29 protein-coding genes and 1 other RNA gene are annotated in these 24640 nt (G+C 67.4%); 15 read left to right on the plus strand and 15 right to left on the minus strand.

Features of this window, described 5'->3' with window-relative positions; genetic code table 11:
- Window positions 1-39: 39 nt before the first annotated feature.
- Window positions 40-633: a GNAT family N-acetyltransferase gene (locus NV401_RS04610; RefSeq protein WP_261293220.1), complete on the minus strand. Its 594-nt coding sequence runs from the start codon at window positions 631-633 to the stop codon at window positions 40-42.
- Window positions 634-739: 106 nt separating this feature from the next.
- Here NV401_RS04610 and NV401_RS04615 point away from each other — a divergent pair, with 106 nt between their 5' ends.
- Entirely contained in the window at window positions 740-1027 is a 288-nt protein-coding gene (locus NV401_RS04615) for a DUF6916 family protein (RefSeq protein WP_390903618.1), read from the plus strand.
- Window positions 1028-1081: 54 nt separating this feature from the next.
- Here NV401_RS04615 and NV401_RS04620 read toward each other — a convergent pair whose 3' ends face one another.
- The 3 genes from NV401_RS04620 to NV401_RS04630 form a co-directional block, all read right to left on the minus strand.
- A complete protein-coding gene (locus NV401_RS04620) occupies window positions 1082-1675 on the minus strand; it encodes a phage tail protein (RefSeq protein WP_261293222.1) in 594 nt (197 codons plus the stop codon).
- Between the two features lie 194 nt (window positions 1676-1869).
- Complete coding sequence (locus NV401_RS04625) at window positions 1870-3084, minus strand: sulfotransferase (protein WP_261293223.1); 1215 nt, start codon at window positions 3082-3084, stop codon at window positions 1870-1872.
- Window positions 3085-3164: 80 nt separating this feature from the next.
- Window positions 3165-4985, minus strand: a complete 1821-nt coding sequence (locus tag NV401_RS04630; protein WP_261293224.1) for a DUF885 domain-containing protein — start codon at window positions 4983-4985, stop codon at window positions 3165-3167.
- A gap of 77 nt (window positions 4986-5062) precedes the next feature.
- Here NV401_RS04630 and NV401_RS04635 point away from each other — a divergent pair, with 77 nt between their 5' ends.
- The 4 genes from NV401_RS04635 to NV401_RS04650 all read left to right on the plus strand — a co-directional run bounded on the left by NV401_RS04635 (window position 5063) and on the right by NV401_RS04650 (window position 9796).
- On the plus strand, window positions 5063-6037 hold the full coding sequence (locus tag NV401_RS04635) for a bile acid:sodium symporter family protein (RefSeq protein WP_261293225.1): 975 nt from the start codon (window positions 5063-5065) through the stop codon (window positions 6035-6037).
- A gap of 62 nt (window positions 6038-6099) precedes the next feature.
- Window positions 6100-7008: a sulfate adenylyltransferase subunit CysD gene (gene cysD / locus NV401_RS04640; RefSeq protein WP_261293226.1), complete on the plus strand. Its 909-nt coding sequence runs from the start codon at window positions 6100-6102 to the stop codon at window positions 7006-7008.
- A 92-nt stretch (window positions 7009-7100) separates the two neighbouring features.
- On the plus strand, window positions 7101-9065 hold the full coding sequence (gene cysN / locus NV401_RS04645) for a sulfate adenylyltransferase subunit CysN (protein WP_261293227.1): 1965 nt from the start codon (window positions 7101-7103) through the stop codon (window positions 9063-9065).
- The gene (locus NV401_RS04650; RefSeq protein ID WP_261293228.1) at window positions 9062-9796 is read left to right on the plus strand and encodes a 3'(2'),5'-bisphosphate nucleotidase CysQ; all 735 of its coding nucleotides are present in this window, start codon (window positions 9062-9064) and stop codon (window positions 9794-9796) included. The genes cysN and NV401_RS04650 overlap by 4 nt, the downstream gene beginning before the upstream one ends.
- Before the next feature lie 153 nt (window positions 9797-9949).
- On the opposite strand, the gene ssrA is transcribed toward NV401_RS04650, so the two are convergent.
- Window positions 9950-10302, minus strand: a transfer-messenger RNA (tmRNA) gene (gene ssrA, locus NV401_RS04655).
- A 42-nt stretch (window positions 10303-10344) separates the two neighbouring features.
- Between ssrA and NV401_RS04660 the strand changes: the two genes are divergently transcribed.
- The gene (locus tag NV401_RS04660) at window positions 10345-10776 is read left to right on the plus strand and encodes an RrF2 family transcriptional regulator (RefSeq protein ID WP_261293229.1); all 432 of its coding nucleotides are present in this window, start codon (window positions 10345-10347) and stop codon (window positions 10774-10776) included.
- An 86-nt stretch (window positions 10777-10862) separates the two neighbouring features.
- Here the strand turns inward: NV401_RS04660 and mscL are convergent, their stop codons facing one another.
- Window positions 10863-11318 carry a large conductance mechanosensitive channel protein MscL gene (gene mscL, locus NV401_RS04665; RefSeq protein ID WP_261293230.1) on the minus strand — a complete coding sequence of 152 codons (456 nt, stop codon included), beginning with the start codon at window positions 11316-11318 and terminating at the stop codon, window positions 10863-10865.
- A gap of 82 nt (window positions 11319-11400) precedes the next feature.
- On the opposite strand from mscL, the gene NV401_RS04670 reads away from it, so the two are divergent.
- The 4 genes from NV401_RS04670 to NV401_RS04685 all read left to right on the plus strand — a co-directional run bounded on the left by NV401_RS04670 (window position 11401) and on the right by NV401_RS04685 (window position 14132).
- Window positions 11401-11979 carry a LemA family protein gene (locus NV401_RS04670; RefSeq protein WP_261293231.1) on the plus strand — a complete coding sequence of 193 codons (579 nt, stop codon included), beginning with the start codon at window positions 11401-11403 and terminating at the stop codon, window positions 11977-11979.
- 79 nt (window positions 11980-12058) lie between these two features.
- Window positions 12059-12940 carry a TPM domain-containing protein gene (locus NV401_RS04675; protein WP_261293574.1) on the plus strand — a complete coding sequence of 294 codons (882 nt, stop codon included), beginning with the start codon at window positions 12059-12061 and terminating at the stop codon, window positions 12938-12940.
- Window positions 12940-13608 carry a TPM domain-containing protein gene (locus NV401_RS04680; RefSeq protein ID WP_261293232.1) on the plus strand — a complete coding sequence of 223 codons (669 nt, stop codon included), beginning with the start codon at window positions 12940-12942 and terminating at the stop codon, window positions 13606-13608. The genes NV401_RS04675 and NV401_RS04680 overlap by 1 nt, the downstream gene beginning before the upstream one ends.
- Window positions 13605-14132: an NUDIX hydrolase gene (locus NV401_RS04685; RefSeq protein ID WP_261293233.1), complete on the plus strand. Its 528-nt coding sequence runs from the start codon at window positions 13605-13607 to the stop codon at window positions 14130-14132. Before NV401_RS04680 ends, NV401_RS04685 begins: the two co-directional genes overlap by 4 nt.
- 112 nt (window positions 14133-14244) lie before the next feature.
- Here the strand turns inward: NV401_RS04685 and NV401_RS04690 are convergent, their stop codons facing one another.
- From NV401_RS04690 to NV401_RS04715, 6 genes are all read right to left on the minus strand, one after another.
- Window positions 14245-14526 (minus strand): ETC complex I subunit, encoded by a 282-nt coding sequence (locus NV401_RS04690; RefSeq protein ID WP_261293234.1) that lies wholly within the window; start codon window positions 14524-14526, stop codon window positions 14245-14247.
- A gap of 28 nt (window positions 14527-14554) precedes the next feature.
- Window positions 14555-17098, minus strand: a complete 2544-nt coding sequence (gene hrpB / locus NV401_RS04695) for an ATP-dependent helicase HrpB (RefSeq protein ID WP_261293235.1) — start codon at window positions 17096-17098, stop codon at window positions 14555-14557.
- A 97-nt stretch (window positions 17099-17195) separates the two neighbouring features.
- Window positions 17196-17963 carry an arsenical resistance protein ArsH gene (gene arsH / locus NV401_RS04700; protein ID WP_261293236.1) on the minus strand — a complete coding sequence of 256 codons (768 nt, stop codon included), beginning with the start codon at window positions 17961-17963 and terminating at the stop codon, window positions 17196-17198.
- The gene (locus tag NV401_RS04705; protein WP_261293237.1) at window positions 17963-19246 is read right to left on the minus strand and encodes an arsenic transporter; all 1284 of its coding nucleotides are present in this window, start codon (window positions 19244-19246) and stop codon (window positions 17963-17965) included. Before NV401_RS04705 ends, arsH begins: the two co-directional genes overlap by 1 nt.
- Window positions 19246-19674 (minus strand): arsenate reductase (glutaredoxin), encoded by a 429-nt coding sequence (gene arsC, locus NV401_RS04710; RefSeq protein ID WP_261293238.1) that lies wholly within the window; start codon window positions 19672-19674, stop codon window positions 19246-19248. The genes NV401_RS04705 and arsC overlap by 1 nt, the downstream gene beginning before the upstream one ends.
- A gap of 10 nt (window positions 19675-19684) precedes the next feature.
- Window positions 19685-20017, minus strand: a complete 333-nt coding sequence (locus NV401_RS04715) for an ArsR/SmtB family transcription factor (protein ID WP_261293239.1) — start codon at window positions 20015-20017, stop codon at window positions 19685-19687.
- Between the two features lie 179 nt (window positions 20018-20196).
- Here NV401_RS04715 and NV401_RS04720 point away from each other — a divergent pair, with 179 nt between their 5' ends.
- From NV401_RS04720 to NV401_RS04730, 3 genes are all read left to right on the plus strand, one after another.
- On the plus strand, window positions 20197-20352 hold the full coding sequence (locus NV401_RS04720; protein WP_261293240.1) for a hypothetical protein: 156 nt from the start codon (window positions 20197-20199) through the stop codon (window positions 20350-20352).
- A gap of 97 nt (window positions 20353-20449) precedes the next feature.
- Window positions 20450-21406 carry a cation diffusion facilitator family transporter gene (locus NV401_RS04725; protein ID WP_261293241.1) on the plus strand — a complete coding sequence of 319 codons (957 nt, stop codon included), beginning with the start codon at window positions 20450-20452 and terminating at the stop codon, window positions 21404-21406.
- A 66-nt stretch (window positions 21407-21472) separates the two neighbouring features.
- Entirely contained in the window at window positions 21473-21760 is a 288-nt protein-coding gene (locus tag NV401_RS04730) for a hypothetical protein (protein ID WP_261293242.1), read from the plus strand.
- 4 nt (window positions 21761-21764) lie between these two features.
- On the opposite strand, the gene NV401_RS04735 is transcribed toward NV401_RS04730, so the two are convergent.
- Entirely contained in the window at window positions 21765-22784 is a 1020-nt protein-coding gene (locus tag NV401_RS04735) for a polyprenyl synthetase family protein (protein ID WP_261293243.1), read from the minus strand.
- 102 nt (window positions 22785-22886) lie between these two features.
- Here NV401_RS04735 and NV401_RS04740 point away from each other — a divergent pair, with 102 nt between their 5' ends.
- Window positions 22887-23171 (plus strand): chorismate mutase, encoded by a 285-nt coding sequence (locus tag NV401_RS04740; RefSeq protein WP_261293244.1) that lies wholly within the window; start codon window positions 22887-22889, stop codon window positions 23169-23171.
- A 15-nt stretch (window positions 23172-23186) separates the two neighbouring features.
- Here the strand turns inward: NV401_RS04740 and NV401_RS04745 are convergent, their stop codons facing one another.
- Both NV401_RS04745 and NV401_RS04750 read right to left on the minus strand, forming a co-directional pair.
- Window positions 23187-23342: a hypothetical protein gene (locus NV401_RS04745; RefSeq protein ID WP_261293245.1), complete on the minus strand. Its 156-nt coding sequence runs from the start codon at window positions 23340-23342 to the stop codon at window positions 23187-23189.
- Between the two features lie 43 nt (window positions 23343-23385).
- Window positions 23386-24060: a PAS domain-containing protein gene (locus NV401_RS04750; protein ID WP_261293246.1), complete on the minus strand. Its 675-nt coding sequence runs from the start codon at window positions 24058-24060 to the stop codon at window positions 23386-23388.
- Between the two features lie 216 nt (window positions 24061-24276).
- Between NV401_RS04750 and NV401_RS04755 the strand changes: the two genes are divergently transcribed.
- Complete coding sequence (locus NV401_RS04755; RefSeq protein ID WP_261293247.1) at window positions 24277-24546, plus strand: hypothetical protein; 270 nt, start codon at window positions 24277-24279, stop codon at window positions 24544-24546.
- Window positions 24547-24640 lie beyond the last annotated feature (94 nt).

The raw sequence follows: 24640 nt of genomic DNA on the forward strand, positions 1-24640 counted from the left end.
CAGCTCGAGCGGGCCGCACGGTCAGCCCGACAGGCGCGGCTATACCGAGTCTTTCGCAGATCGCGAACACGCGCCGGCGCAGGGCCGGATCATCGTCACGATCGGTGCATCGTATGCGGCGTCACCCAGCGGCACGAAGCCGAGCCGGCGATACAGGCGGATCGCGGGATTGTCGTGCCGCACGTGCAGGCGGCTGGCCCGGCCGTGCCGATCGGCGACTTCCAGCCAGGCACGCAACAGCTGCAGCCCCGCGCCACTCGCGCGCCATTCCGGCAGCACCGCGATATCGACTCCGTGGCTGTGATCGGTGGACTGCCAGTCGATCACGATCCGGCCGATCGGCGCGTCGCCGCGACAGGCGATCCGGCGCATCGCCCCGGGATGCTGTGTACGATGGCCGATGTCCTGCAGGTCGGCCTGCTGCATGATCAGCGGCGCGGGCAGGGTGGCGGCAAGCGGCGAGCAGCGCGCGAACAGCCGGCGGAGAAAGTCCCGGTCGGACGCGTGCTCGGGGCGGACGGCGAGGCTGGCGCTGCGGCGGTGGAACGCACGATCGAACGCCGCGGCGTCCCGTGCGGCGTCATCCTGTTCCCGATGCGGCGCGGCGCCGTTCATCGCGCTACGACCGGGCACGAACAAGGTTTGACTGTGCAGTAACGATGCGTGCCTGAACAGTCATGTGTTGACCAAAGACAGTGTGATGGTAGAAAAAATCATGACATCTCCTGCGCCGCGTCCGATGTTCTTGGCGGAGTTCACGCCCCTGGTGGGAAGAACTCTCCATGCCGATTGTGATCCCCGGCCGGTGGATCTCGATCTGGTCGAGGCTACGCCGCTGCGTTCTACGGGGCAGGAACACCGCCCACCGTTCACCCTGATCTTCTCGTCGCCGCCAGCCATCCTGTTGCTCGCCGGCAGCTATACGATGCGCGGCGCCGGGCTCGAACCCGCGCCGATCTATATCTCGCCGATCGCCGCGCCGATGGGCTCACGCGCCGGCCATTATTATCAGGCGGTGTTCAACTAGGCTGGCGTTCGACGAACAGCATCCGGGGCAGCGCTGGGCCGCCCCGGTCACCGGTCAGTTGCGGCTCGGGAAGATGCCTTGCAGCGCGATCACCGTGGTGATCGCGAGATAGGGATCGAGAATCGAGAAAGGCTGGCTGCCGCCGGTAGCCCCGACCGTCACCGTACCGGCGACGTTCAGGCCGCCGAGCGCCACCGAGGTGGCGGTGCCGGCGGGGCAATAGAGCGCGGGCACCGCACTCGGAGAGGGATCCGAATCCACGGCGCGGCCGAAGACCAGATTGTTGTCGGGCGTGTTGAGCGTCGCCTTGGTCTGCGTCGCGTTGAACGAAGAGGTCGAACTGAACGTCGCGGTGTGCGAATGGATCGGCATATTGTTGGTCGTCAGCGTGGTGACCTCGGTGCCGGCCGCCTCGCCGATCACGTAATCCTGCAGACCCGGACCCTGGCCGGTGCCAATTGCCCGGCGGCCCCGCAAGTCGGGAAGGGCAAAGGTGCTCTGCCCGTTGCCACCAAAGTTTGTACCGAGCAGCGAAAACAACGCCGTATTCTGCTGGATGGGGAGCAACGCGCCATTGCACAGATGCCAACCGACGGGCGCGAAGTTCCAGCCCCCCTGCAAAATCTGCCCCAGAAACGGATCTGCCATGATATACATCCCCCGCGTTGAAAAACCGTCTGTTTCATTACTATACTGGAATGAAAGATGACAATGCAAGGTGGATACAGGCAGTCAATCAGACTCCCAGACTCCACCAATGATATTCGGTCTGACGCTATGGAGCGATACAGAGCTTTAGTTATAGTTTGAGCAACTGTGTGCAATGCACCATGTACTCCAGCCTATTGGCGATCCGTGGCGTTGCGCAGCGCACTCAGCCGGGCATGGACCGGATCCAGGCAGGGTGCCACGGCGGCCCGGATTGCCGCCGATGCCGCGGCACGCTTGCCCGCTGCGTCGGCAACGAATGGCGCGCCGGGGAATTTTGCGTGGCGCCCGGGTACCGACCGCATTGCTGCGCTTTCCGATGCGTCGGGCGTAAAGCCGAAATGGCCGGGAATTCGCTGTGCCATCGCCGCTGGCAGTTCGGCATAATCGACCAGCAGGCCGCCTCCGGACGGCCAGTGATCGAGCACCGCCTGGAGGATGCGGTGCAGCACATGCGCGCAATATTCCTCGCGCGGCATCGCCGCACCGGCGCTGCCGAACAGGTGATCGGGCAAGAGCCCGGCCACCGTCTGGATGCCCGGCATGCGGCTGTGCGACACCATCACTTCGATCGGATCGCGGTACAGGAAGATCCAAGGGACATCGGGAAAGGCGGCGCGGAACAGTGGCAGCGCCAGCACGTGCCAACTGTCGAGCTTGACGAACAGGCGCTTGCCGGTGAGATCCCCCGCCAGCGCGGCGATCATCGCGCGCAGCGCCGACACCCGTGCCGGCAGCGGCATGGCCGATGCGACGCCCCATTGCACGACCGCGTCGAGCGGCTCGGGTTCGGCCAGCACGATATGATGTGCGACCGCCGCGAGCATCTGCGCCACCAGCGTCGAGCCGCAGCGCGACATGTGGAAGACGAAGCCGGCGGGCGTCGCGGCGGGCGGTGCCGGGGCGCCCGAGACCAGCGTATCGAACGTCGTTCGCGCGCGGAACATCGCGCTGAACGGTCGCGTGGCCGCCTGCCGCGCCGCCTCGTCGTAGAAGGGCTGTACCGGTGCCTGCGTGCCGAACCACGCCCAGTCGAATGCTGGTGCCGCGCCGGTGGCAATGGAGCGCGCCGGGCGCCAGCCTGGTAACGGCCAACGATCCAAGCTGACGGGGGCGGCCATCCGCCGCCCGATGCCCGGCGCGCCGCCCCCCATCGCCTGTTGTGCCGCAGCAGGATCGAGCGGCAGGCCCTGCGCCGCCGCGCTGGCCAGCATGGCGGCGAGATAATCGTCGGGCCGATCGATCGCGCCGAGCCGCGCCTGCAATGACGGATCGGCGAGTACCAGCGCACGAAAGTCCGCGAGCGTGCCGTCGCCGATCCCCGCCGATTGATCCGTGCCCGTCTCCACCGGTTCCGCCCCCGTTGCGCGGCGTGCAGCTTAGCGACGCCGCGCGCGCGAACAACCGGGCCGTCCGAGCGACTGCGGGGCTATTGCTGCGCGGCGATCCAGTCGTCGATCTTCTTCTCCAGCACCGGCATCGGCAGCGCGCCCGAATCGAGCACCGCGGCGTGGAAGCCGCGCGGATCGAACTTGGCGCCGAGCGCCGCCTTGGCCTTGGCCTTGCTGCGCAGGATCGTCAGCTGCCCGATCTTGTACGCCAGGGCCTGGCCGGGAATGGCGATGTAGCGTTCGACCTCGGCGGTCGCATCGGTCTTGGCCATCGGCGAATTGTCGAGCATGTACTTGATCGACTGGTCGCGGCTCCAGCCCTTGGCGTGGATCCCGGTATCCACCACGAGCCGCATCGCGCGAAGCATTTCGTCGCTCAGCCCGCCCATGCGCTGGTACGGATCGGTTTCCATGCCGAGCTCGGGCCACAGCGTCTCGGCGTACAGCGCCCAGCCCTCGACATAGGCGGTGTTGCCGCCGAAGCGCATGAACGCCGGCAGCTTGTCGTTCTCCGCCGCCAGGCTGATCTGGAAATGATGCCCCGGCACTGCCTCGTGCAGGAACAGCGTCTCGGTGCCCCAGGTATAGCGCGAGGGCAGGTCATAGGTGTTGTAGAAGAACGTGCCCGGGCGCGATCCGTCGACCGTACCGTCCTGATAGGAACCGCCGGCATCGGTCTTCTCCTTATATTCCGGCACCGGGCGGATCACGAGCTTGCTGCGCGGGATCAGCGAGAATTGCTCGCGCACGCGCGCATCGACACGCCGGCCGATCGCTTCATAGGCGAGCCGCAATTCTTCCTTGGATTTGGGCTGGAAGCGCGGGTCGGTGCGCAGGAAGGTGAAGAATTCGGCCAGCGTACCCTTGAAGCCGACCTTCTGCTTCTGCGCCTCCATGTCCTTCAGGATCCGCGCCACTTCCGACAGGCCGAGCTGGTGAACCGCTTCTGCCTTGAGCGGCAGCGTCGTGCTCTGCTCGATCAGATAGTCATAGAGTTTCGCGCCGCCCGGCATCGCCGACAGGCCGACGCTGTCGCGCGCCGCGGCGAGATAGGTGTTGGCCAGGAAATCGCGCACCCGCTGGTGCGCCGGGATCAGCACGTCGCGGATCTGCGCGGCATAGGCGGTGCGCAGTCGCGCCTGTTCGGTGGCCGGGATCGTCGCCGGGAAGGTCTTGACCGGCCCGTAGAAGGTGGAGCCCTCCACGCCTTGCGCGATGATATTGTCGAACTGCTCGATCATGTTGCGCACGGTCAGCTTGGGCTGCACCACGCCGCTCTTCATGCCCTGGCGGAAGCGCGCGATCGCCGCATCCAGCTGCACCGCATATTGCGCGTTGCGCTTCAGGTTGTTCTGGTAATCGAGCAGGGTCTTGAACGGCGCCGCGCCCTGGCCCGAGGCGATATCGGGATAGAAGCCCTGGATGCCGTTGAAATGATCGAGCGGGCGAACAACGGTCAGCGCGACAATATCGGGCTCCGAGCCGCGCAGCGAGCGCAGCGTGCCGAAACGGAACACGTCATAGGCGAGCTGGTCTACCGGGGTCAGCTTGTCGCGCTTGATGGCGTCGAGCCGGCGCAAATCGCTCTGGCTGGCGGCACGATCGGCGGCGATCTGCCGGTCCGAGAAGAAATCGCCGAGCCGGTCGGCATAGCGCAGATCGCCGCGGAACAGCGCGCTGATCGGGTTGAGCTTGAGGCTGGCCTCGTCGCTGTCATGGAACAATTGCTTGAGCTTGGCATCCTCCGGCCCGTCGCCCGGCGCCGCGACCGGCTTGGCGAGCTGCTGCGCCGCGGCGGGCACGGAGACGAGAAGGGTGGTGGCGAGCAAGGCGGCGAGGCGCAGGGGTGTGATGGTCATGGGCTACACGCCTAGGTCGGTGCAACGGCCGGAGCAAGAGCTTGACGTGTAACGACCCGTGACGGACAGGCCCGGCCATGATCCGTCGTTTCCTGTCGCTGTTCGAACCTTTCATTCTCATGTTGTTAGGCACCGTGCTGCTCGCCAGCCTGCTGCCCGCGCGTGGCGTCTGGGCGGGGATCTTCTCCTATCTCGCCGATGCCGGCATCGTCCTGCTGTTCTTCCTGCACGGCGCCAAATTGTCACGCCAGGCGATCCTCGACGGCGCGCGCAACTGGCGGCTGCACCTCGCCGTGCTGAGCGTCACCTTCGTGCTGTTTCCGCTGCTCGGCCTCGGGCTCGCCGCGCTGCCGCTGGTCACCGGGCCGGTCGCGGCGGGGCTGCTGTTTCTCACGCTGCTGCCTTCCACCGTGCAGTCCTCGATCGCCTTCACCGCGATCGCGCGCGGCAATGTCGCCGCCGCGGTGTGCAGCGCATCCTTCTCCAATCTGCTCGGCATCCTCGTCACGCCACTGCTCGTCGCGCTGCTCATGCAGGGCGATGGCGGCATCTCGCTCGCCTCGATCGAGACGATCGTGTTGCAGCTGCTCGTGCCGTTCGTCGCCGGGCATCTGCTGCGCCCGCTGATCGGCGCGTTCGTCGCGCGGCAGAAGGTGCTGCTGTCGCTGGTCGATCGCGGCTCGATCCTGCTCGTCGTGTACAGCGCGTTCGGTGCCGCGGTGGTCGAGGGGTTGTGGCATCGGCTGAGCGGGCAGGATCTGGCGATCATCACCGGCCTGTGCGTTCTCCTGCTGGCGGTCGTGCTGCTCACCACCTGGGCATTGGCGCGGCTGATGAAGCTGCCGCGTGGCGATGCCATCGTGCTGCAATTCTGCGGCTCGAAGAAGAGCCTCGCCTCGGGCGTGCCGATGGCCGGCGTGCTGTTTCCGGCGGCGCAGGTCGGCGTCGTGCTGCTGCCGCTGATGCTGTTCCACCAGATCCAGCTGATCGCCTGCGCGGTGATCGCCAAGCGCTACGGGCAGAGCGCGCCGGTCGAGCCGGCAAACCTGTGATTGTCCCCGGCCAACAATTCGGGGCATACCGCCGGCGGGCCTGATCGCCCACTTGGGGGCCCATGACGACAGCGACCATTCTCACGCATCTCGAGCGGCTCGAGGCCGAGAGCATCCAGATCCTGCGCGAAGTGGTGGCCGAGGCCGACAAGCCGGTGATGCTCTATTCGGTCGGCAAGGACAGCGCGGTGATGCTGCACCTCGCGCGGAAAGCCTTCTATCCCGCGCCGCCGCCCTTTCCGCTGCTGCATGTCGATACGACGTGGAAATTCCGCGACATGTATGCCTTGCGTGATCGCATGGCGGCGGAGAGCGGGATGGAGCTGCTGGTCTATCGCAACCCCGATGCCGAGGCGCGGGGCATCAACCCGTTCGATCATGGCGGGCTGCACACCGATCTTTGGAAGACTGAAGGGTTGAAGCAGGCGCTCGACCAATATGGCTTCGATGCCGCGTTCGGCGGCGCGCGGCGCGACGAGGAAAAGTCCCGCGCGAAAGAGCGCGTGTTCAGCTTTCGCTCGGCCAACCATCGCTGGGACCCCAAGAACCAGCGGCCCGAACTGTGGCACCTCTACAATGCGCGGAAAGCCAAGGGGGAGAGCATCCGCGTCTTCCCGATCTCGAACTGGACCGAGCTCGATATCTGGCAGTACATCCAGGCGGAGGACATTCCGATCGTCCCGCTCTATTTCGCCGCGCCGCGCCCGACGGTGGAGCGTGACGGGATGCTGCTGATGGTCGATGACGATCGCTTCCGGCTGGCGCCGGGCGAAGTGCCGGTCGACCGCTCGATCCGCTTCCGCACGCTCGGCTGCTATCCGCTGACCGGCGCGGTCGAGAGCGAAGCGACCACCTTGTCGCAGGTAATCCAGGAAATGCTGCTCACCACCACCAGCGAACGCCAGGGCCGGGCGATCGATCACGACCAGGCGGGCAGCATGGAGAAGAAGAAGCAGGAGGGGTATTTCTGATGGGCGTTAGCCTCACGCCGGACGCCACTTCCCCCCTCCCGCTTGCGGGAGGGGCTGGGGGAGGGCCTGTCTATCAATCGGGTCGCGCGCTTGTGGACACGTCCTCCCCCAGCCCCTCCCGCAAGCGGGAGGGGAGTTATGTCACCGACGCGCTCATCGCCTCGGATATCGACGCGTATCTCCACAGCCACGCGCACAAATCGCTGCTCCGCTTCATCACCTGCGGCAGCGTGGACGACGGCAAATCGACGCTGATCGGCCGGCTGCTCTACGACAGCAAGACGATCTTCGAGGATCAGCTCGAGGCGCTCGAAGCCGACAGCAAGCGGGTCGGCACGCAGGGGCAGAACATCGATTTCGCGCTGCTCGTCGATGGCCTCGCCGCCGAGCGCGAACAGGGCATCACGATCGATGTCGCCTATCGCTTCTTCTCGACCGAGAAACGCAAGTTCATCGTCGCCGACACGCCCGGCCACGAGCAGTATACGCGCAACATGGTCACCGGCGCCTCGACTGCCGATCTCGCGGTGATCCTGATCGACGCGCGCAAGGGCGTGCTGACGCAGACGCGGCGGCACTCCTATCTCTGCCACCTGATCGGCATCCGCCATCTCGTGCTCGCAGTGAACAAGATGGATCTGGTCGGCTACGACCAGCCGACCTACGACGCGATCGTCGCCGATTATGCCGCGTTTGCCGAGAGCATCGGCATCGCCGCCTTCACCGCGCTGCCGATTTCGGGCTTTGCCGGCGACAACATCACGACGCTGTCGCCCAACACGCCGTGGTATGCCGGGCCGACCTTGATCGAGCATCTCGAAACCGTCCCGCTCGAGGTCGAGGCCGAACAGGCCAAGCCGTTCCGCATGGCGGTGCAATGGGTCAACCGCCCCAATCTCGATTTCCGCGGCTTTGCCGGCATGATCGCCAGCGGCCGTGTCGCGCCGGGCGACAAGATCCGCGTGCTGCCCTCGGGCCGCACCTCGAGCATCGAGCGCATCGTCACCGCCGACGGCGATCTGCCGCATGCCGTCGCCGGCCAGTCGGTGACCTTGACCTTCGCCGACGAGATCGATTGTAGCCGCGGCGACGTCATCGCCGCGGCGGGGAGCCCGCCGCAGACGGCCGACCAGTTCGAGGCGACGATCGTGTGGATGGCGGAAGAGCCGCTGCTGCCCGGCCGCGCTTTGTGGTTGAAATCCGCCACGCGCACCGTCAGCGCGACGGTGCAGGCGCCGAAGCACGCGGTCGACGTCAACACGATGGCCAAATTGTCGGTCAAGACGCTCGGGCTCAACGATATCGGCGTGGCCGAAGTCTATACCGACCGCGACATCGCGTTCGAACCCTATGCCGACGGACATGACAGCATCAACAAGGAGCTGGGCGGCTTCATCCTGATCGACAAGATCACCAACGCCACGGTCGCGGCGGGCATGATCAACTTCGCGCTGCGCCGCAGCCAGAACGTCCACTGGCAGGCGATCGACATCACGCGCGAGGCGCATGCGCGGATCAAGGGGCAGAATCCGAAGCTGCTGTGGTTCACCGGCCTGTCCGGCTCGGGCAAATCGACCATCGCCAATCTGGTGGAGAAAAAGCTGCACGCGCTCGGCCGCCATTCCTTCCTGCTCGACGGCGACAATATCCGCCACGGGCTGAACAAGGATCTCGATTTCTCCGACGCGGGCCGGATCGAGAATATCCGCCGCGTCGGTGAGGTCGCCAAATTGATGACCGATGCCGGGTTGATCGTGCTCACCGCGTTCATCTCGCCGTTCCGCGTCGAGCGTGCGCTGGTGCGCAATATGCTGCCGGCCGGCGAGTTCATCGAAGTGTTCGTCGATACGCCGCTCGACGTGGCCGAGGCGCGCGACGTGAAGGGCCTGTACGCCAAGGCGCGATCGGGCACGCTCAAGAACTTCACCGGCATCGACAGCCCGTACGAGGCACCGGTGACGCCCGAGATACGCATCGACACGACGCGCGAAAGCCCCGAGGCCGCGGCCGAGCGCATCGTCGAGCATGTCATGGGCGTGTGGAGCTACGATCTGTGACTGATGCGGAACTTGCCCGAGACGTCGCCGATGAGGCCGGCCGGCTGCTGCTGGCGATCCGCGCCGAAGGCTGCGAAACCGGCAAGGCACTCGGCGTGCGCGGCGATGCCGAGGCGAACGCGCTGATCCTCGCCCGGCTGGCGTTGGCGCGCCCCGACGATGCAGTCCTGTCCGAAGAAGCGAGCGACGATCGCGTGCGCTGTGCCGCACCGCGCGTGTGGATCGTCGATCCGCTCGATGGCACGCGCGAATATGCCGAGGGGCGCGAGGATTGGGCGGTGCATGTCGCGCTGGCGGTGGACCGCGTGCCGCTGATCGGTGCCGTGGCCTTGCCCGCGCAAGGCGTCACGTTCGACAGCGGGCAGCGCTTCGAGAGCATTGCGACGCCCCGCCGGCCGCGCATGGTGGTCAGCCGCACGCGCCCGCCAGAGGCGGCGATGACGGTCGCCCGCGCGCTCGACGCCGAGCTGATCCCGATGGGCTCGGCCGGCGCCAAGGCGATGGCGGTGGTCGATGGCCGCGCCGACATCTATCTCCATTCGGGCGGGCAATACGAATGGGACAATTGCGCCCCCGCCGCGGTGGCGATCGCCGCAGGGCTCAGCGCAACGCGGCTGGATGGGGCGCCCTTGGTGTATAATTGCGAAGATCCGATGCTGCCGGACCTGCTGATCTGCCGTGCGGAATTGCGCGATGTGGTGCTGGGCATTTTGGCAGCAACGCCGGCCTAACCCGACTGCCGTCATCTTGAACTAGATTCAGGATCCATCGCGCCGCACCTACGATCGCCCATGAGGCGCGATGGATCCTGACGTTCGTCAGGATGACGGCGAATTATGAGGCAAGGTGGGGAGCTTCTGTTGCTCGGTGCTCCCCGTACCGCCGGAATCCGCTTCTGTTGCCCGGTGCGGCCCAACCGCGCTTTTGTCGTTAGTAAACTAGACCGTTAGGTCCGGTTTACGCCGCAATCGCGAGTGCATCGTTGTCGTTAGCACTTGTGGTTTTGAGCCTATAAACGGTTACTCAGCCGTGGCAAAAACAGCACTTTTGAACACACGTCGATCCTGCTTCGGCCCCGTCAGAACCTGCCCTATAAGAGCGGGTTTTGGTGGAGCCGCCGGGTACTGCCCCCGGGTCCGTTGCGTCTATTATGCACTGCCATTTATCACCATAGTCTCCGGGGCAAGCCCCTTACGACACGCCAGATATAGGTAGCCGCGCCGCTTTTGCAAAGCCCGCCTTTTGCTCGCCACAAATCCGTTCCATGAGCTAGGATATCATGCTTACCCAGCGTTCCCGTTATGCCCTGCGCGCCATGCTGTTCCTGGCCGAAGCGCCCCCCGGTGGTCCGCCGATTCCGATGAACCGGATCGCTGCGAACGCGAACGTGCCGCGCAAATTCCTCGAACTGATCCTTGCAGACCTGCGCGAGGCGGGCTTCCTGCACAGCCATCGCGGCAAGATGGGCGGCTATTGCCTGTCGCGCCCGACACACCTGATTTCGCTCGGCGAGATCATCCGCGTGATCGAAGGGCCGCTCGCCTTGGTGCCGTGCGTCAGCCGTACCGCCTATCGCTCGTGCAACGATTGCCAGGATGAGGCGACCTGCGCGATCCGCCACGCGATGATGCGCGTGCGCGACGAAACGGCGCGCATCCTCGACGGCACCAGCCTGGCGGATGCCGCGGCGGACGAACTGGCGGCGGCGTAAGGTAATACCGTCATCCTGAACCTGTTTCAGGATCCATCGCGCCTCACGTCCGATCGCCAATGAGGCGCGATGGATCCTGACTTTCGTCAGGATGACGGCATTGTATTGGCACGCGCCTGGCGCAATTCGTCCCGGATGTCGCGCAGCAAGGCGATATCCGCCGGCTCGACTGCCGGCGCCACTGGCTTCTCTTCCGGCTTGGGCATCAGCCGGTTGACCAGCCGGATCAGCAGGAAGATGATGAACGCCAGGATCAGGAAATTGACCGCCGCGGTGACGAACGCGCCATAGCCGAACACCGGCACGCCGGCTTTCTTCAGCGCGGCATAATCGGACGAGCCGACCAACGCCGGCGGCACTTCGCCCAGCACGACGAAATAGCTCGAGAAGTCCAGCCCGCCGAAGATCCGGCCGATGATCGGCATGATCACGTCTTCGGTGAGCGACGTGACGATCTTGCCGAACGCCGCGCCGATGATCACCGCGACCGCCAGGTCGAGCACGTTGCCGCGCGCGATGAACGTCTTGAACTCCTTGAACATGCCGCCACGCCTCCCGATTTTGCTTAGCGTTGTGCATGCTACGCGCCTATCAGGGCGCTTGCCAAGGCTTGGAGGGAAACAGATGAACTATCGTGCCATGTTCGCAATGATGTCCGTCGTGCTGCTGTCCGCCTGCGGAATCAACAGCGTGCCGACCGCCGAGGAGAATGCCAAGGCGCGCTGGGCCGACGTGCAGAACCAGTATCAGCGCCGGGCCGATCTCATCCCCAATCTCGTCTCCACCGTGAAGGCGGCGGGCGCGCAGGAGAAGGACATTCTCGTCCAGGTGACGCAGGCGCGCGGCGCGGCGAGCCAGGTCAGATTGTCCGGCGAGCAGCTGAGCGATCCTGCCGCGGTGGCCAATTTCGAACGCGCGCAGAATGCCGTGACGCTGTCGCTGCAGCGGCTGCAGGAGGCCTACCCCGAGCTCAAGAGCCAGGGCAACTACACCACGCTGATGAGCCAGCTCGAAGGCACCGAGAACCGCATCACCATCGCGCGCAACGACTACAATACCGCGGTGCAGGCCTATAACACGCGCATCCGCACCTTCCCCGACGCGATCGGCGCCAAGGTGTTCTACGGCGCCAAGCCGCTGGTGCCGTTCCAGGCGACCACGCCGGGCGCCGAGACCGCGCCGACGGTGAACTTCGGTAGCTGACGCCCCGGGGCCGCTGTCGGGCGGCCCCTTCCTCCAGTCGGAAGGCCAAGGCGTGTCCCGTCCATCGGCTCGCAATTCGATGTTCCTCGCCGTGCAGCGCCTGTGTGCGATGGTGGCGCTCGCGCTGTGCCTGCTCGCCGCGCCGGCCCAGGCGCAGACCTTCCCCAAATTTACCGGGCTGGTGGTCGACGACGCCAACGTTCTGCCGCCCGCCGTCGAGGCGGACCTGACCGCCAAGCTGGAGGCGCTCCAGAAGGATACCAACCGGCAGGTCGTGGTTGCGACGATCAACGACCTGCAGGGCTATCCGCTCGAAGACTATGGCTACAAGCTCGGCCGGGCCTGGGGCGTCGGCCTAAAGAACGCCGATAACGGCGTGGTCATCTTCCTCGCGCCGAACAATCCCGTCGGGCAGCGCGGGCCGCGGATCGAGGTCGGGCGCGGGCTCGAGCCGATCCTGACCGATGCGCTGAGCAGCGTGATCATCAACCAGCAGATGATGCCGCGGCTGCGCGACGGCGGCGACATTGCCGGCGCGCTTACCGCCGGTACCGATGCGGTGATCGCGCAGTTGCGCGCCTCGCCCGAAGAGGCGCAGGCCAAGGTCGATGCCGCGGTCGCAGCGTTCGACAAGGCGCAGCCGCGCGCGCGCAGCAGCGGGGGCGGGATCCCGCTCGGCCTGATCTTCTGGGCGCTCGTGCTGGGCTTTGTCGCGCTGTCCTTCCTGCGCCGTCGCGGTGGCCGCGGACAGCGCTATCGCGGCGACGATCGCGGCAGCGGCGTGTTGCCGGTCGTGCTCTGGTCGATCGCCAACGAAATCGGCAACAGCGCGCTGCGCGGTGGCGGTGGCGGCGGCGGCTGGGGTGGTGGCAGCAGCGGTGGCGGTGGCTGGGGCGGCGGCGGCTTTACCGGCGGCGGCGGCGGATCGTTCGGAGGCGGTGGCGCCTCGGGGAGCTGGTGATGCGCTTGACCGATCAGGATCATGCCAAGGTCACCGCGGCGGTGACCGCGGCCGAGCAGCGCACTGCGGGCGAAATCGTCACCGTCGTCGCGCGCCGGTCGGACAAATATAACGATGTCGCCGCGCATGCCGGCGTGCTGGCGATGCTGCTGGTGCTGGCCGGGCTGTCGATCTGGCCGCAGCCCGCCGACTGGCTTGAGGCCAAGTTCTACGATCCCTGGGCGGGCCCGCATCCGGGGGCGCCTTACGCTATCGCCTTGTTGGTCACCGCGCTCGCTTACCTCGTCGGCCGCTATGCGCTCGCCTCGCTCCCGCTGCGCATCGCGCTCACCCCTGGCGCGACCAAGACGCGCCGCGTGCGCGCCCGCGCACTCGATCTGTTCCGCACCAGTGCCGAGAAGCGCACCGCCGGCGCGACCGGGGTGCTGCTCTATCTCAGCCTCGACGAGCATCGCGCCGAGCTGATCGCCGATGCCGCGATCCATTCCAAGGTGTCGCCCGAAACCTGGGGCGCGGCGATGGCGGCGCTGATCGTCGCGGTGAAGGACGACCGCCCGGGCGACGGTCTGGCCGAGGCGGTGGCGCAGGTCGGCGTCGTGCTCGCCGAGCATTTTCCGCGCATCGCCGGCGATCGCAACGAGCTGCCGGACCGGCTGATCGAGCTGTGAGCGACGATCCCGTCGAAACCGTCTGGCACGGCCGGTTCATCACCGCCAAGCGCCAAGGCAAATGGGAATATGTTTCGCGCGCGCGCAATATCCAGGCGGCGGTGATCGTCGCGATCGACGAGGACGATCATGTCCTGCTGGTCGAGCAATATCGCGTGCCGATCGGGCGGCGCTGCCTGGAACTGCCGGCCGGGCTGGTCGGCGACGAGACCGAGGGCGAGGACGCGCTCGACTCCGCCGGGCGCGAGCTCGAGGAGGAGACCGGCTACCGCGCGGACCGGGTCGAATCGCTCGGCGAGTTCTATTCGTCGCCCGGGCTGGCGAGCGAGGGCTTCACGCTGGTGCGCGCGACCGGACTGACCAGGATCGGCGATGGCGGCGGGACGGAGGACGAGCAGATCGTCGTCCACCGCGTCGCGCTGGCCGCGCTGCCGGCATTCGTCGCCGCCAAGCGCGCCGAAGGGCTGGCGATCGACGTGAAGATGCTGCTGCTGATCAGCGGCGCGCTGCTCGCCACAGGCTGACCGATTCTTTTGTTCTCCTGCGAAAGCAGGAGCCCAGGGTTACGAACGATGCGCTCGGGGCTCTGGGCTCCTGCTTTCGCAGGAGAACGGCCGGCGATTCGCGCGGATCGACTTATTTGAAATTGTCGGCGTAGGCCTGCAGCTTCAGCTTGCGCTCGGGCGCGGCGATCAGGGTGAAGGCCAGTCCCTCGCGTTCGGCATAGGCGATCGCCGCCTCGGCGGTCGGGAATTCCAGCCGCACCTGGCCGCGCGTGTCGCCCGATCCCGCCCAGCCGGTCAGCGGATCGGGCTTCTTGGCCTCGGCGGGCTCGAATTCCAGCGTCCAGGCGTCGGTGCGCGCGCGGCCGGACTGCATGGCGTTCTTGGGGTGCTGGAAGATGCGGGCGGTGGGCATGGGTCGGTCCTTCGAATCTGCCGCTCTACTATCGCGGTTGTGACGCCCGCGCATCCGCATTTTTCGTGCGCATCGTCGGGACGGCGGCGGCCGGATCGTCCGGCCAGGGGTGGCGCGGATAGCGGCCGCGCATCTCGCGCGCGACATCCGCCCAGCTGCCCGCCCAGAAGCCGGGCAGATCGCGTGTCGTCTGGATCGGCCGGCCGGCGGGCGAGGTCAGGCTGAGCACCAGCGGCACGCGCCCGCCGCCGATCATCGGATGCGCCGCCAGCCCGAACAATTGCTGCGGGCGCAGATCGACGCGCGGGCCGCCTTCCGCGTCGTAATCGATCGGATGGCTGCTGCCCGCGGGGCTGTCGAAATGCGTTGGCGCGAGGCGGTCGATCGTGCGCAGATCGTCCCAGCCGATCAGGTTGCGCAGTGCGTCGGTCAGCGCGCCGGGCTCGATCGCACTCAGCCGGCGCTTGCCGTCGAGCAAGGGCACCAGCCATTCGTCGGCGCGCGCCAGCAGCGCGGCATCGTCGAGCGCCAGCGCGCTGCCGCCATGCGCCGCGGCGAAGGCGGCGCGGTGGCGCAGTGCCAAGGCGGCGTCGCTCCACGGCAGCAGGCCCAGGCCATGCGTCCTCAGCCCCTCCAGCAACGCGGCGGCGATTGCTGCGGGTTCGGCCGCCGCGTCCGGCCCGCTTGTCAGGCGGATCGCGCCGAGCCGGCGCTCGCGCATCGCCTGCACGCCGCCCGTCGCGGGATCGAAGCTTACCGTGCGCCGTGTCTCGATCCGATCGCCGAATAGTGTCTCGACCGTCGCCTGGTCGATCGCCGCGGCGGAGAGGATGCGCGCGCCCGAGGCCATGCCCTGCGTCTCGGCCACGGCGAGCCAGTCGTTGCGGGCGAGCGACGTCGCCGGATCGAGCTTGAATCCGCGCCCGCCGGCCGAGGCCCAGCTCTCGCCGCTGGCATCGCGCCGCCGCGCGATACGATCGGGAAAGGCCAGCGCGATGCAGGTGCCGACTTCTTCTCCCCTCCCGCTCGCGGGAGGGGCAGGGGGAGGGCCTGTCTCATTACCTGCCGTGCGTCTGGCGACAGGCCCTCCCCCAACCCCTCCCGCAGGCGGGAGGGGAGCAAGGCTCGCCCACCGTCTTGCCAGCTTGCGCCCGCCCTCGGCTCGCGGCCCGCGCTCGCCCCGCCACCGCCGCAGGCGCGATTCGAGGTCCGGATCGTTGCCGCCCAGCCCACGCTCGCCGAGCAGCACGGCGATCTCCGCCGCGGTCTGGGCAAGGCCGATCTCGCCCGCGCGCACCAGCATATGCCCGAGCCGCGGGGGCAGCGGCAGCCTGGCGATCGCATGCCCGTGCGGCGTCGGCCGCCCGTCGCCGTCGATCGCCGCCAGCGCCGCCAGCCGCGCCCGCGCCTCGGCCACCGCGGCGGCGGGCGGCGGATTGAGCCAGGCGAGCGACCGCGGATCGGCCACGCCCCACAAGGCGCAATCCAGCGTCAGCGCGGAAAGATCCGCCTCCAGAATCTCGGGCGGATCGAAGCGCGGCAGCCCTGCGGTCGCCGCTTCCTCCCACAGCCGGTACGCCGCGCCCGGCCCCTGCCGCGCCGCGCGCCCGGCGCGTTGCGTGACCGACGCCTGGCTCGCGCGCTCGGTTACCAGCCGCGTCATCCCCGCCGCGCGATCATAGCGTGGCCGCCGTGCGAGTCCTGAATCGACCACCACGCGGATGCCGTCGAGCGTCAGGCTGGTCTCGGCGATCGACGTCGCCAGCACGATCTTGCGCCGCCCCGCGGCATCCGGCTGGATCGCGGCGCGCTGCGCGGCGGGATCGAGGCTGCCGTGCAGCCGGTGCAGCACGATCCCGTCGCCCAGTCCCTCCAGCCGCTCGGCAGTGCGCTCGATCTCGGCCACGCCGGGCAGGAAGGCGAGCACGCCGCCCTGTTCGTCGCGCAGCGCCGTGCGCACCGCCGCCGCCACCGCATCCTCGATCCGCGCCTCGGCCGCACGGCCGATATGGCGCAGCGTCAGCGGATAGGATCGCCCTTCGCTCTCGATCACCGGGGCGCCGCCCATCAGCCCGGAAAAGCGCGCCCCATCCAGCGTCGCCGACATCGCCACCAGCCGCAGGTCCGGCCTGAGCGCACCCTGCACGTCGAGCGCCAGCGCGAGACCGAAATCGCTGTCCAGGCTGCGCTCGTGCACCTCGTCGAACAGCACCGCAGAAACGCCGGCCAGTTCGGGATCGGCCTGGATGCGGTTGACGAAGATCCCCTCGGTGACGACCGTCACGCGCGTGCTGGCGGAACGCTTGCTGTCCATCCGCGTGGCATAGCCGAACGTCTGCCCCACCGGCTCGCCCGCCTGCGCCGCCATCCGCTCGGCGGCGGCACGCGCCGCTAGCCGGCGCGGCGAGAGCAGCAGGATCTCGCCGGTGCACCACGATTCGCCCAGCAGGGCAGGGGCGACCGCGGTCGTCTTGCCCGCGCCCGGCGGTGCGACGAGCACGGCATTGGGCCCGTCGCGCAGCACGGCGAGCAGGTCCGGCAGGACGGCAAGGATCGGCAGCGCCAGCGTCATCGCCGGGCTGCTGCCACAATGGCCGATCGCGGAACAGCGGCTTCTGCGCGCGTGCCCGTCAGATCCATGCTCACCGACGGTCGTGGATGGAGGCCGGTCAGCGATCCGAACCAAGGCTCGGCGGGGGCGACGCGGTTGCGATGCTCGACAGGTCCGTCGCGGCATCGATCGGTATGCCGGCGGTCTTGCGCTCCGAATATCGGTCGACGAGTTGGTTGGCGTGTGGCCGCAGCAGGACCGTGAAACGCACCAGCTCTTCCATCACATCGACGATCCGGTCGTAATAGCTGGATGGCCTCATGTGGCCGGCCGCGTCGAATTCGTTGAAGGCCATGGCCACGCTCGACTGGTTGGGAATCGTCACCATCCGCATCCAGCGGCCGAGAACGCGCAGCGTGTTCACGCTGTTGAACGATTGCGATCCGGCCGACACCTGCATCACGGCGAGCGTGCGGCCCTGGGTCGGGCGCATCCCGCCCATCGCGAGCGGCAGGTGATCGATCTGCAGCTTCATGATGCCGGTAATCTGGCCGTGCCGCTCGGGGCTGCACCATACATGCCCCTCCGACCACATCGACAATGCCCGCAATTCGTGGACCGCGGGGTGATCGTCCCCCGCGACCTGATCGGGCAGCGGCAGCGTGGCGGGATCGAAGATGCGCGTTTCGCAACCGAAGAACTGCAGCAGGCGTGCCGCTTCCTCGATGCAGAGCCGGGAAAAGGACCGCTCCCGCAGCGAACCATAGAGCAGCAGGATGCGCGGCGCAGGATCGTCTGGCCCCAGGCCGAGCGCGGGACGCTCGTGCGCATAACGGCGATCGAGCGCGGGGAGATGGGCGGGGTCGGCGAGCGTACGGAGCGGCATTACAGACTGAGCCTTATGGCAAGGGCGGCGAGGGTCACGAAAAGCACCGGGATCGTCAGCGTCGCGCCAACCCGGACATAATAGCCCCAGCCGATCCGGATCCCCTTCTGCCCGAGCACGTGCAGCCACAGCAGCGTGGCAAGCGACCCGATCGGCGTGATCTTGGGGCCGAGATCGCACCCGATCACGTTGGCGTAGATCATCGCCTCCTTGATCGCCCCGCTGGCCTGCGTCGCGTCGATCGACAGCGCCCCCACCAGGACGGTGGGCATGTTGTTCATCACCGAGGACAGCAAGGCGGCGAGGATCCCGGTGCCGAATGCCGCGCCCCATACGCCGCCCTGCGCAGCGCGATCGAGCAGGCCGGCGAGATGGTCGGTCAGGCCCGCGTTTCGCAGGCCATAGACCACCAGGTACATGCCGAGCGAGAAGATCACGACCTGCCAGGGCGCGCCGGCCAGGACCTTGCGCGTATGGATGACATGGCCGCGCGCGGCGACGACGAACAACAGGATGGCGCCGGACGCGGCCACTGCGCTGACCGGTACGCCGATCGGCTCGAGCAGGAAGAAGCCGGCGAGCAACAGCGCGAGGACGACCCAGCCCGCCTTGAACGTGGCGTGATCACGGATTGCCTCGGCAGGCCTGCGGAGCTGTGCCAGATCATAATGGCCCGGTATGTCGCGCCGGAAGAACAGCAGCAGCACGAGCAGTGTGGCGGCGATCGAGGCCAGATCGACCGGCACCATCACCAGGCTGTAATCGGCAAATCCGATCCGGAAGAAGTCGGCCGACACGATATTGACGAGATTGGAAACGATCAGCGGCAGGCTGGCCGTGTCGGCGACGAACCCCGCTGCCATCACGAACGCCAGGGTCGCCTTGTCCTTATACCCCAGGGCGCGCAGCATCGCGATGACGATCGGCGTCAGGATCAGCGCCGCGCCGTCATTGGCGAACAGCGCCGATACCGCCGCGCCGAGCAATACGATCAGCACGAACAGCCGGCGACCATCCCCGCCGCCCCAGCGCGCGACGTGCAGCGCGGCCCATTCGAAGAAGCCGGCTTCATCGAGCAACAGGCTGACGATGATGATCGCAACGAACGTGGCGGTCGCGTTCCACACGATGCCCCACACCACCGGCACGTCGGCAAGCGAGACGACGCCGGCGAGCAGCGCGATCGCCGCGCCGCCCAGCGCGCTCCAGCCGATGCCGAGCCCGCGGGGCTGCCAGATGACGAGCGTGATCGTGGCGATGAAGATCAGAACGGCCGGAAGCATCAGGCGAGGCGCCGGCCTGCCGCATCCACCACCTGCTCGCCGTCTTCCTTGGCGAATGCACCGCGCTGATCGCTCGGCAGCAGATCGAGCACGGCTTCGGACGGCCGGCACAATTTTACGCCGAGCGGGGAGACGACGAGCGGCCGGTTGATGAGGATCGGATGCGCGATCATGGCATCGACAAGCGCGTCGTCCGACAGCGCCTCGTCCCCGAGGCCGAGTTCCGCATAGGGCGTGCCCTTCTCGCGCAGCAGATCGCGCGGCGTGAGCCCGGCGCGCTCGATCAGCGCGACGAGCAACGCACGCGCCGGCGGGGTCTTCAGATATTCGATCACATGCGGCTCGATGCCGGCATTGCGGATGAGGCCGAGCGTGTTGCGCGACGTGCCGCACGCGGGGTTGTGATAGATCACGATATCGACGGCCATGGCGGTCCTTTCAGCAGCAGGGGGTAAGATCGGCAAGCAGCGGCGCGCAGAGTTCGGGCGCGCCGGCGCAACAATCCTTGACGAGGAACAGCATCAGCGCCCGCAGACCGTCCAGCTCGGCGCGGTAGACGATCGTCCGGCCGTGCCGCTCGGCGCGCACGATGCCGGCGCGGGCGAGCACGCCGAGATGCGCGGACATGGTGTTTTGCGGCACGCCGAGCTGGCGTGCGATCTCGCCGGCCGCCATGCCGTCCGGCTCCTGCCGGGCGAGCAAGCGGAACACGTCGAGGCGGGTGCCCTGGGCGAGCGCGCCGAGTGCGGCGATCGCCGAATCATTATCCATGTATCCGGCATAATGGATATGTTGCCGCGTTCCAGACGAATAATGGTTCATGGGGTCGTTCGCCTGGATCGGCGCGACGCGCACGGACCGTGCAGCGTCCCGCGATCCTGGCGCCGCGGCTTGCCACGCGTCGTTCAACGCGATCTAATCGGCGCGGATAGCAGAGCGGGGAGATGTTTATGCCAAATGCGATCAAAGGTGGCGTCCCGGTCATCGGCCTGCTCTTCCTGTCGCTGGCCGTGTTCAAGTTCGCCAAGGGCGATCCCTGGGTCGTTTGGGCGATTCTGGGTTTCCTGTTCGGCGGCTTCGGGGTGTTCAACCTCAGGCGAACCTGAACGCCCGCGCGATCCTGTCGCCCGCCCCGGCCATCCGCCGCGGCGCGACCGCGTCCTAGTATCTCACGACCCGGCGATGCTAGGGCGCGCCGCAGCAATGGAGAATCGCGTGGGCGTACACGATCATCATCACGTCCATGCGCACGGGCCGGGCGGGCATCACGGCCACGATCATGCGCCTCCGACCGATTTCAGCCGCGCCTTCGCGATCGGCATCGCGCTCAACCTCGCCTTCGTCGTGATCGAAGCGGGCTATGGCTTCGCCGCCAATTCGGTCGCCTTGCTGGCGGATGCCGGGCACAATCTGTCCGATGTCGCCGGGCTGTGCGTCGCCTGGGCCGGGGCGGCGCTGGCCGCGCGGCCGCCGTCGAAACGCTTTACCTACGGGCTGCGCGGTTCGTCGATCCTCGCCGCCTTGCTCAACGCGCTGCTGCTGATGGTCGCGCTGGGCGCGATCGTGCTGGAGGCGGTGCAGCGCTTCGGCGAACCCAGCACCGTGCTCGGGCCGACCGTCGCAGTGGTCGCCGGCATCGGCATCCTGGTCAACGGCGTCACCGCCTGGCTGTTCGCCAGCGGGCGCAAGGGCGACATCAACATTCGCGGCGCCTTCCTGCACATGGCGGCGGACGCCTTGGTCTCGGCCGGGGTGGTCGTCGCCGGGCTGGTGATCTGGCGTACCGGCCTGGGCTGGATCGATCCCGTCGTCAGCCTGGTGATCGCCGCGCTGATCTTCTGGCAGACCTGGGGGCTGCTGCGCGAATCGGTCGAGATGTCGCTCGGCGCGGTGCCGCGTGGGATCGAGTTCGATCAGGTCGATGCGGCCTTGTGCGGCCTGCCCGGCGTGGTGCGCGTGCACGATCTGCATATCTGGCCGATGAGCACGACCGAGCCGGTGCTCACCGCGCACCTGGTGATGCCCGCGGGGCAGCCGGGCGACGCATTCCTGCGCGACGCGCGCGCGCTGCTGCACGATCGGTTCGGCATCGGCCATGCCACGCTGCAGGTCGAAACGGGCGTCGGCGATTGTTCGCTGGAGGGCGCGCGCACCGTGTGAGCGCGGCGCGCCACTCGTTTACCTTTTTGCGCTAGCCTGGTCGTTCCAGCTGAAGGGTGTTCGACCATGGCAACCAAATCCCCTGCCAGGCCGCGGTCCGTCGCCGGCCGGCACCGACCCGTCTATCACGAGGTGCAGCCCGGCGGCACCAGCCGGGGCAATGCACCGCGCGAGGCTGTAGTGCGCGGCGAGTCGGCGGGGCTGGGGCGCGGTGCCTGGCTGTGCCTTGCGCTGATCACGCTGCTGCTGGTCGATACGTTCTGGTGGAACGGCTATTATGTCCGCCACTTCTGGCTGGCGCTCGACCAAAACAGTATGGCGAGCCGCGCCTGGGCCGATAACCTCTGGAACTGATCGCTCAGTAAGCGCGCGCGACCGCGAATTCGACCGCCTCGACCATCGCCTCCTTGGCCTGACCGCCAGCGAAGCCGCCCAGCGCATCGATCGCCCGCTGCGCATAATGGCGCGCGCGGGCCAGCGTGTCGTCGATCGCGCGGGTCGAGCGGATCAGATCGATGGCATGCGCGAAGTCGGCGTCGCCGGCACGGTGGCCTTCCATCGCCGCCTTCCAGAACACGCGATCCTCGGCCGAGCCGCGCGCATAGGCCAGGATCACCGGCAGCGTCGCCTTGCCCTCGCGGAAATCGTCGCCGGCATCCTTGCCCATCGTGCCCGCGTCGGAGACATAGTCGATCGCATCGTCGACCAGCTGGAACGCGATGCCGAGGTTGCGGCCATAAGCGTCGAGCGCCGCCTCTTCCGCTTCCGGCCGTTCGGCGACCACCGCGGCGATACGGCAGGCGGCGGCGAACAAGGCCGCGGTCTTCGCGCCGATAATGTCGAGATAGCGCTCTTCCGACGTCTCGACGCGGCGCGCGGCGGTCAGCTGGTTGACTTCCCCTTCCGCGATCACGGCGGAGGCGTTGGACAGGATCTTGAGCACCTTGAGGCTGCCATCCTCGACCATCAGCTCGAAGCTGCGGCTGAACAGGAAATCGCCGACCAGCACGCTCGCCGGATTGCCCCAGATGAGATTGGCGGTGCGCTTGCCGCGGCGCAGATCGCTGCCGTCGACCACATCGTCGTGCAGCAAGGTCGCGGTGTGGATGAACTCGACCGAGGCGGCGAGCCGGTAATGCCGGTTGCCGGTATAGCCGAGCAGCCGCGCACTCGCCAAGGTCAGCATCGGGCGCATGCGCTTGCCGCCCCCGGCGATCAGATGGCCGGCCAGTTCCGGGATCAGCGGAATCTGCGATTGCATGCGATCGAGGATCACCGCGTTGACCATGTTCATGTCGCCCGTCACCAGCTGAACCATCGGTTCGAGCGAAGGGGGGCGGCCGTGCCGCGGGTCGAGGCGGTGGAGGGTGGCGCTCATGGCCCCGGCATGTGGCGGCGCGGGGCGGTAAAGGCAAGCCTTTCAGGCTTGCGCAGGCGCGATCCGCCCCGCAAAAGGCCCGCCTTGACCGGGAGAGTGGATGTGAGCGACGAGACCCTGAGCGGCTACCGCCAGAGCATCGACAATATCGATGCAGCGCTCGTCTTCCTGCTCGCCGAGCGCTTCAAGGTGACCCAGGCGGTTGGGCGCTACAAGGCGACGAGCGGGTTGCCGCCGGCCGATCCGGGGCGCGAGGAAGCGCAGATCGCGCGGCTGCGCGGACTCGCCAAACAGGCCGATCTCGATCCCGAATTCAGCGAGAAGTTCCTGCGCTTCATCATCGACGAGGTCATCCGCCACCACGAGCGGCTTGCCGCAGAAGGCTGAACGCACGCCTTGGCTTCAGGAGCGATCGGCCGCCGGTGCGTCGACCGTCTCGAGCAGCTGATCCGCCACCCCGAGCAACGTCGCCCAATGCGCCAGCTGCCCCTCTTCTTCGCACAGTTTGGCAGCGGCGCGGATATGTCCGACACAGGCCATGATCGTGCGTTGGTCCATCGTCTTGCTCCGAGCCCCCGGTGCCGCGAAAAATCGATCGTCCCTAGTTCAGCGAAATCCGGTCGGCCTGCTCGGAGGCGATCGATAGCTCCGAGAGATAGGTCTCGAACTTCTGGTGCGCCGCCGATGTCAGGCGAAACGGCGTGGTCACCAGCGCCATGTTGCCACCGTCTTCATATTCGAGCAACCCCTCCGCCTTGAGCGCGCGGATCCAGCGCGACCCGGCGACCAGCGGAATTCCGGCCCGGGCATGCATCCGGGAAATCGTCATCACCGCGCCTTCCGCCTCGCAGATATAGGCGGCGAGCAGCAGGTCCCAGGCGTGATCGCTAAACAGATCGGTGCCGAACGTCGCGGCGCGCCCGCGCCGGCTCTGAAACACCAGCCGCGCCACCGCGAGCAATTTGTCAGGCTCGACCCACCCGGGCGGCGGCAGGCTTTCCTCCACGTCGATCGCGATCAGCCGCTCGGCCGCGCTGCCCGTCGCGGTCAGCGTGTTGCGCACCCAGACGTGCGAGCCGTCGGCGCGGATCATGCGTTTCACCGTGCTCACGGGTTGCCCGTCGGCGACGATCTTCTCGACCAATATGGTACAGCGGTCGCGGTCGCTGGGTGCGGTCAGCGCGATCGCGTTGACGCCGATCTGGTCATGCGCGGCGCGCATCATCGCCGTGAAGGTGGGATCCGCCGCCACCACGATGCCCGTCGAATCGATCACTATCCGGCCTGTTCGGTGCATCTGCGGCATCCTTTGCTTATCGGCCAGCATAGCGCGCCGCCGATCCGCGCGCCAGCGGCAGCGCGGTCCCCGGGCCCGCCGGCAAAGGCCGGACCTGCCCGTCGCACGACACGCGCCACGCCGCCCGGAACAAACCGCCCGCCGAGCGATTGTTACGGTCAAGTTTCAAGTCTTCACCACCAGGGGTAATCTACCATGAAGAAGCTGTTCGTTCCGATCGTCGCCGCCGGCCTCGTCTCGCTCGCCGCGTGCAACACCTCGCCGCGCGAGCAGACCGCGGACAATATCGAGGCCAATGCCGAGGCGGTCGCCGACAATCTCGAGGAAGCCGCCGACAATGCCGGTACCGACGCGGCCGAGGACGCGCTGGAGAACAAGGCCGACGCAGTGCGCGACACCGGCCAGAACCAGGCGGAAGACATGCGCACCAACGATGCCGACACCAATCTGTCGAACGGCCTGTAAGCCGCGACAAGACGCGCTAGGCCGGGCCGCTCCCAAGCGCGGCATCGACCGAAGAAGGGGCGCTGGCAGCGATGCCGGCGCCCCTTTTGCGTGG

The sequence above is a fragment of the Sphingomonas hylomeconis genome (assembly GCF_025370105.1).
GTDB classification, from domain to species: Bacteria; Pseudomonadota; Alphaproteobacteria; order Sphingomonadales; family Sphingomonadaceae; genus Sphingomonas; species Sphingomonas hylomeconis.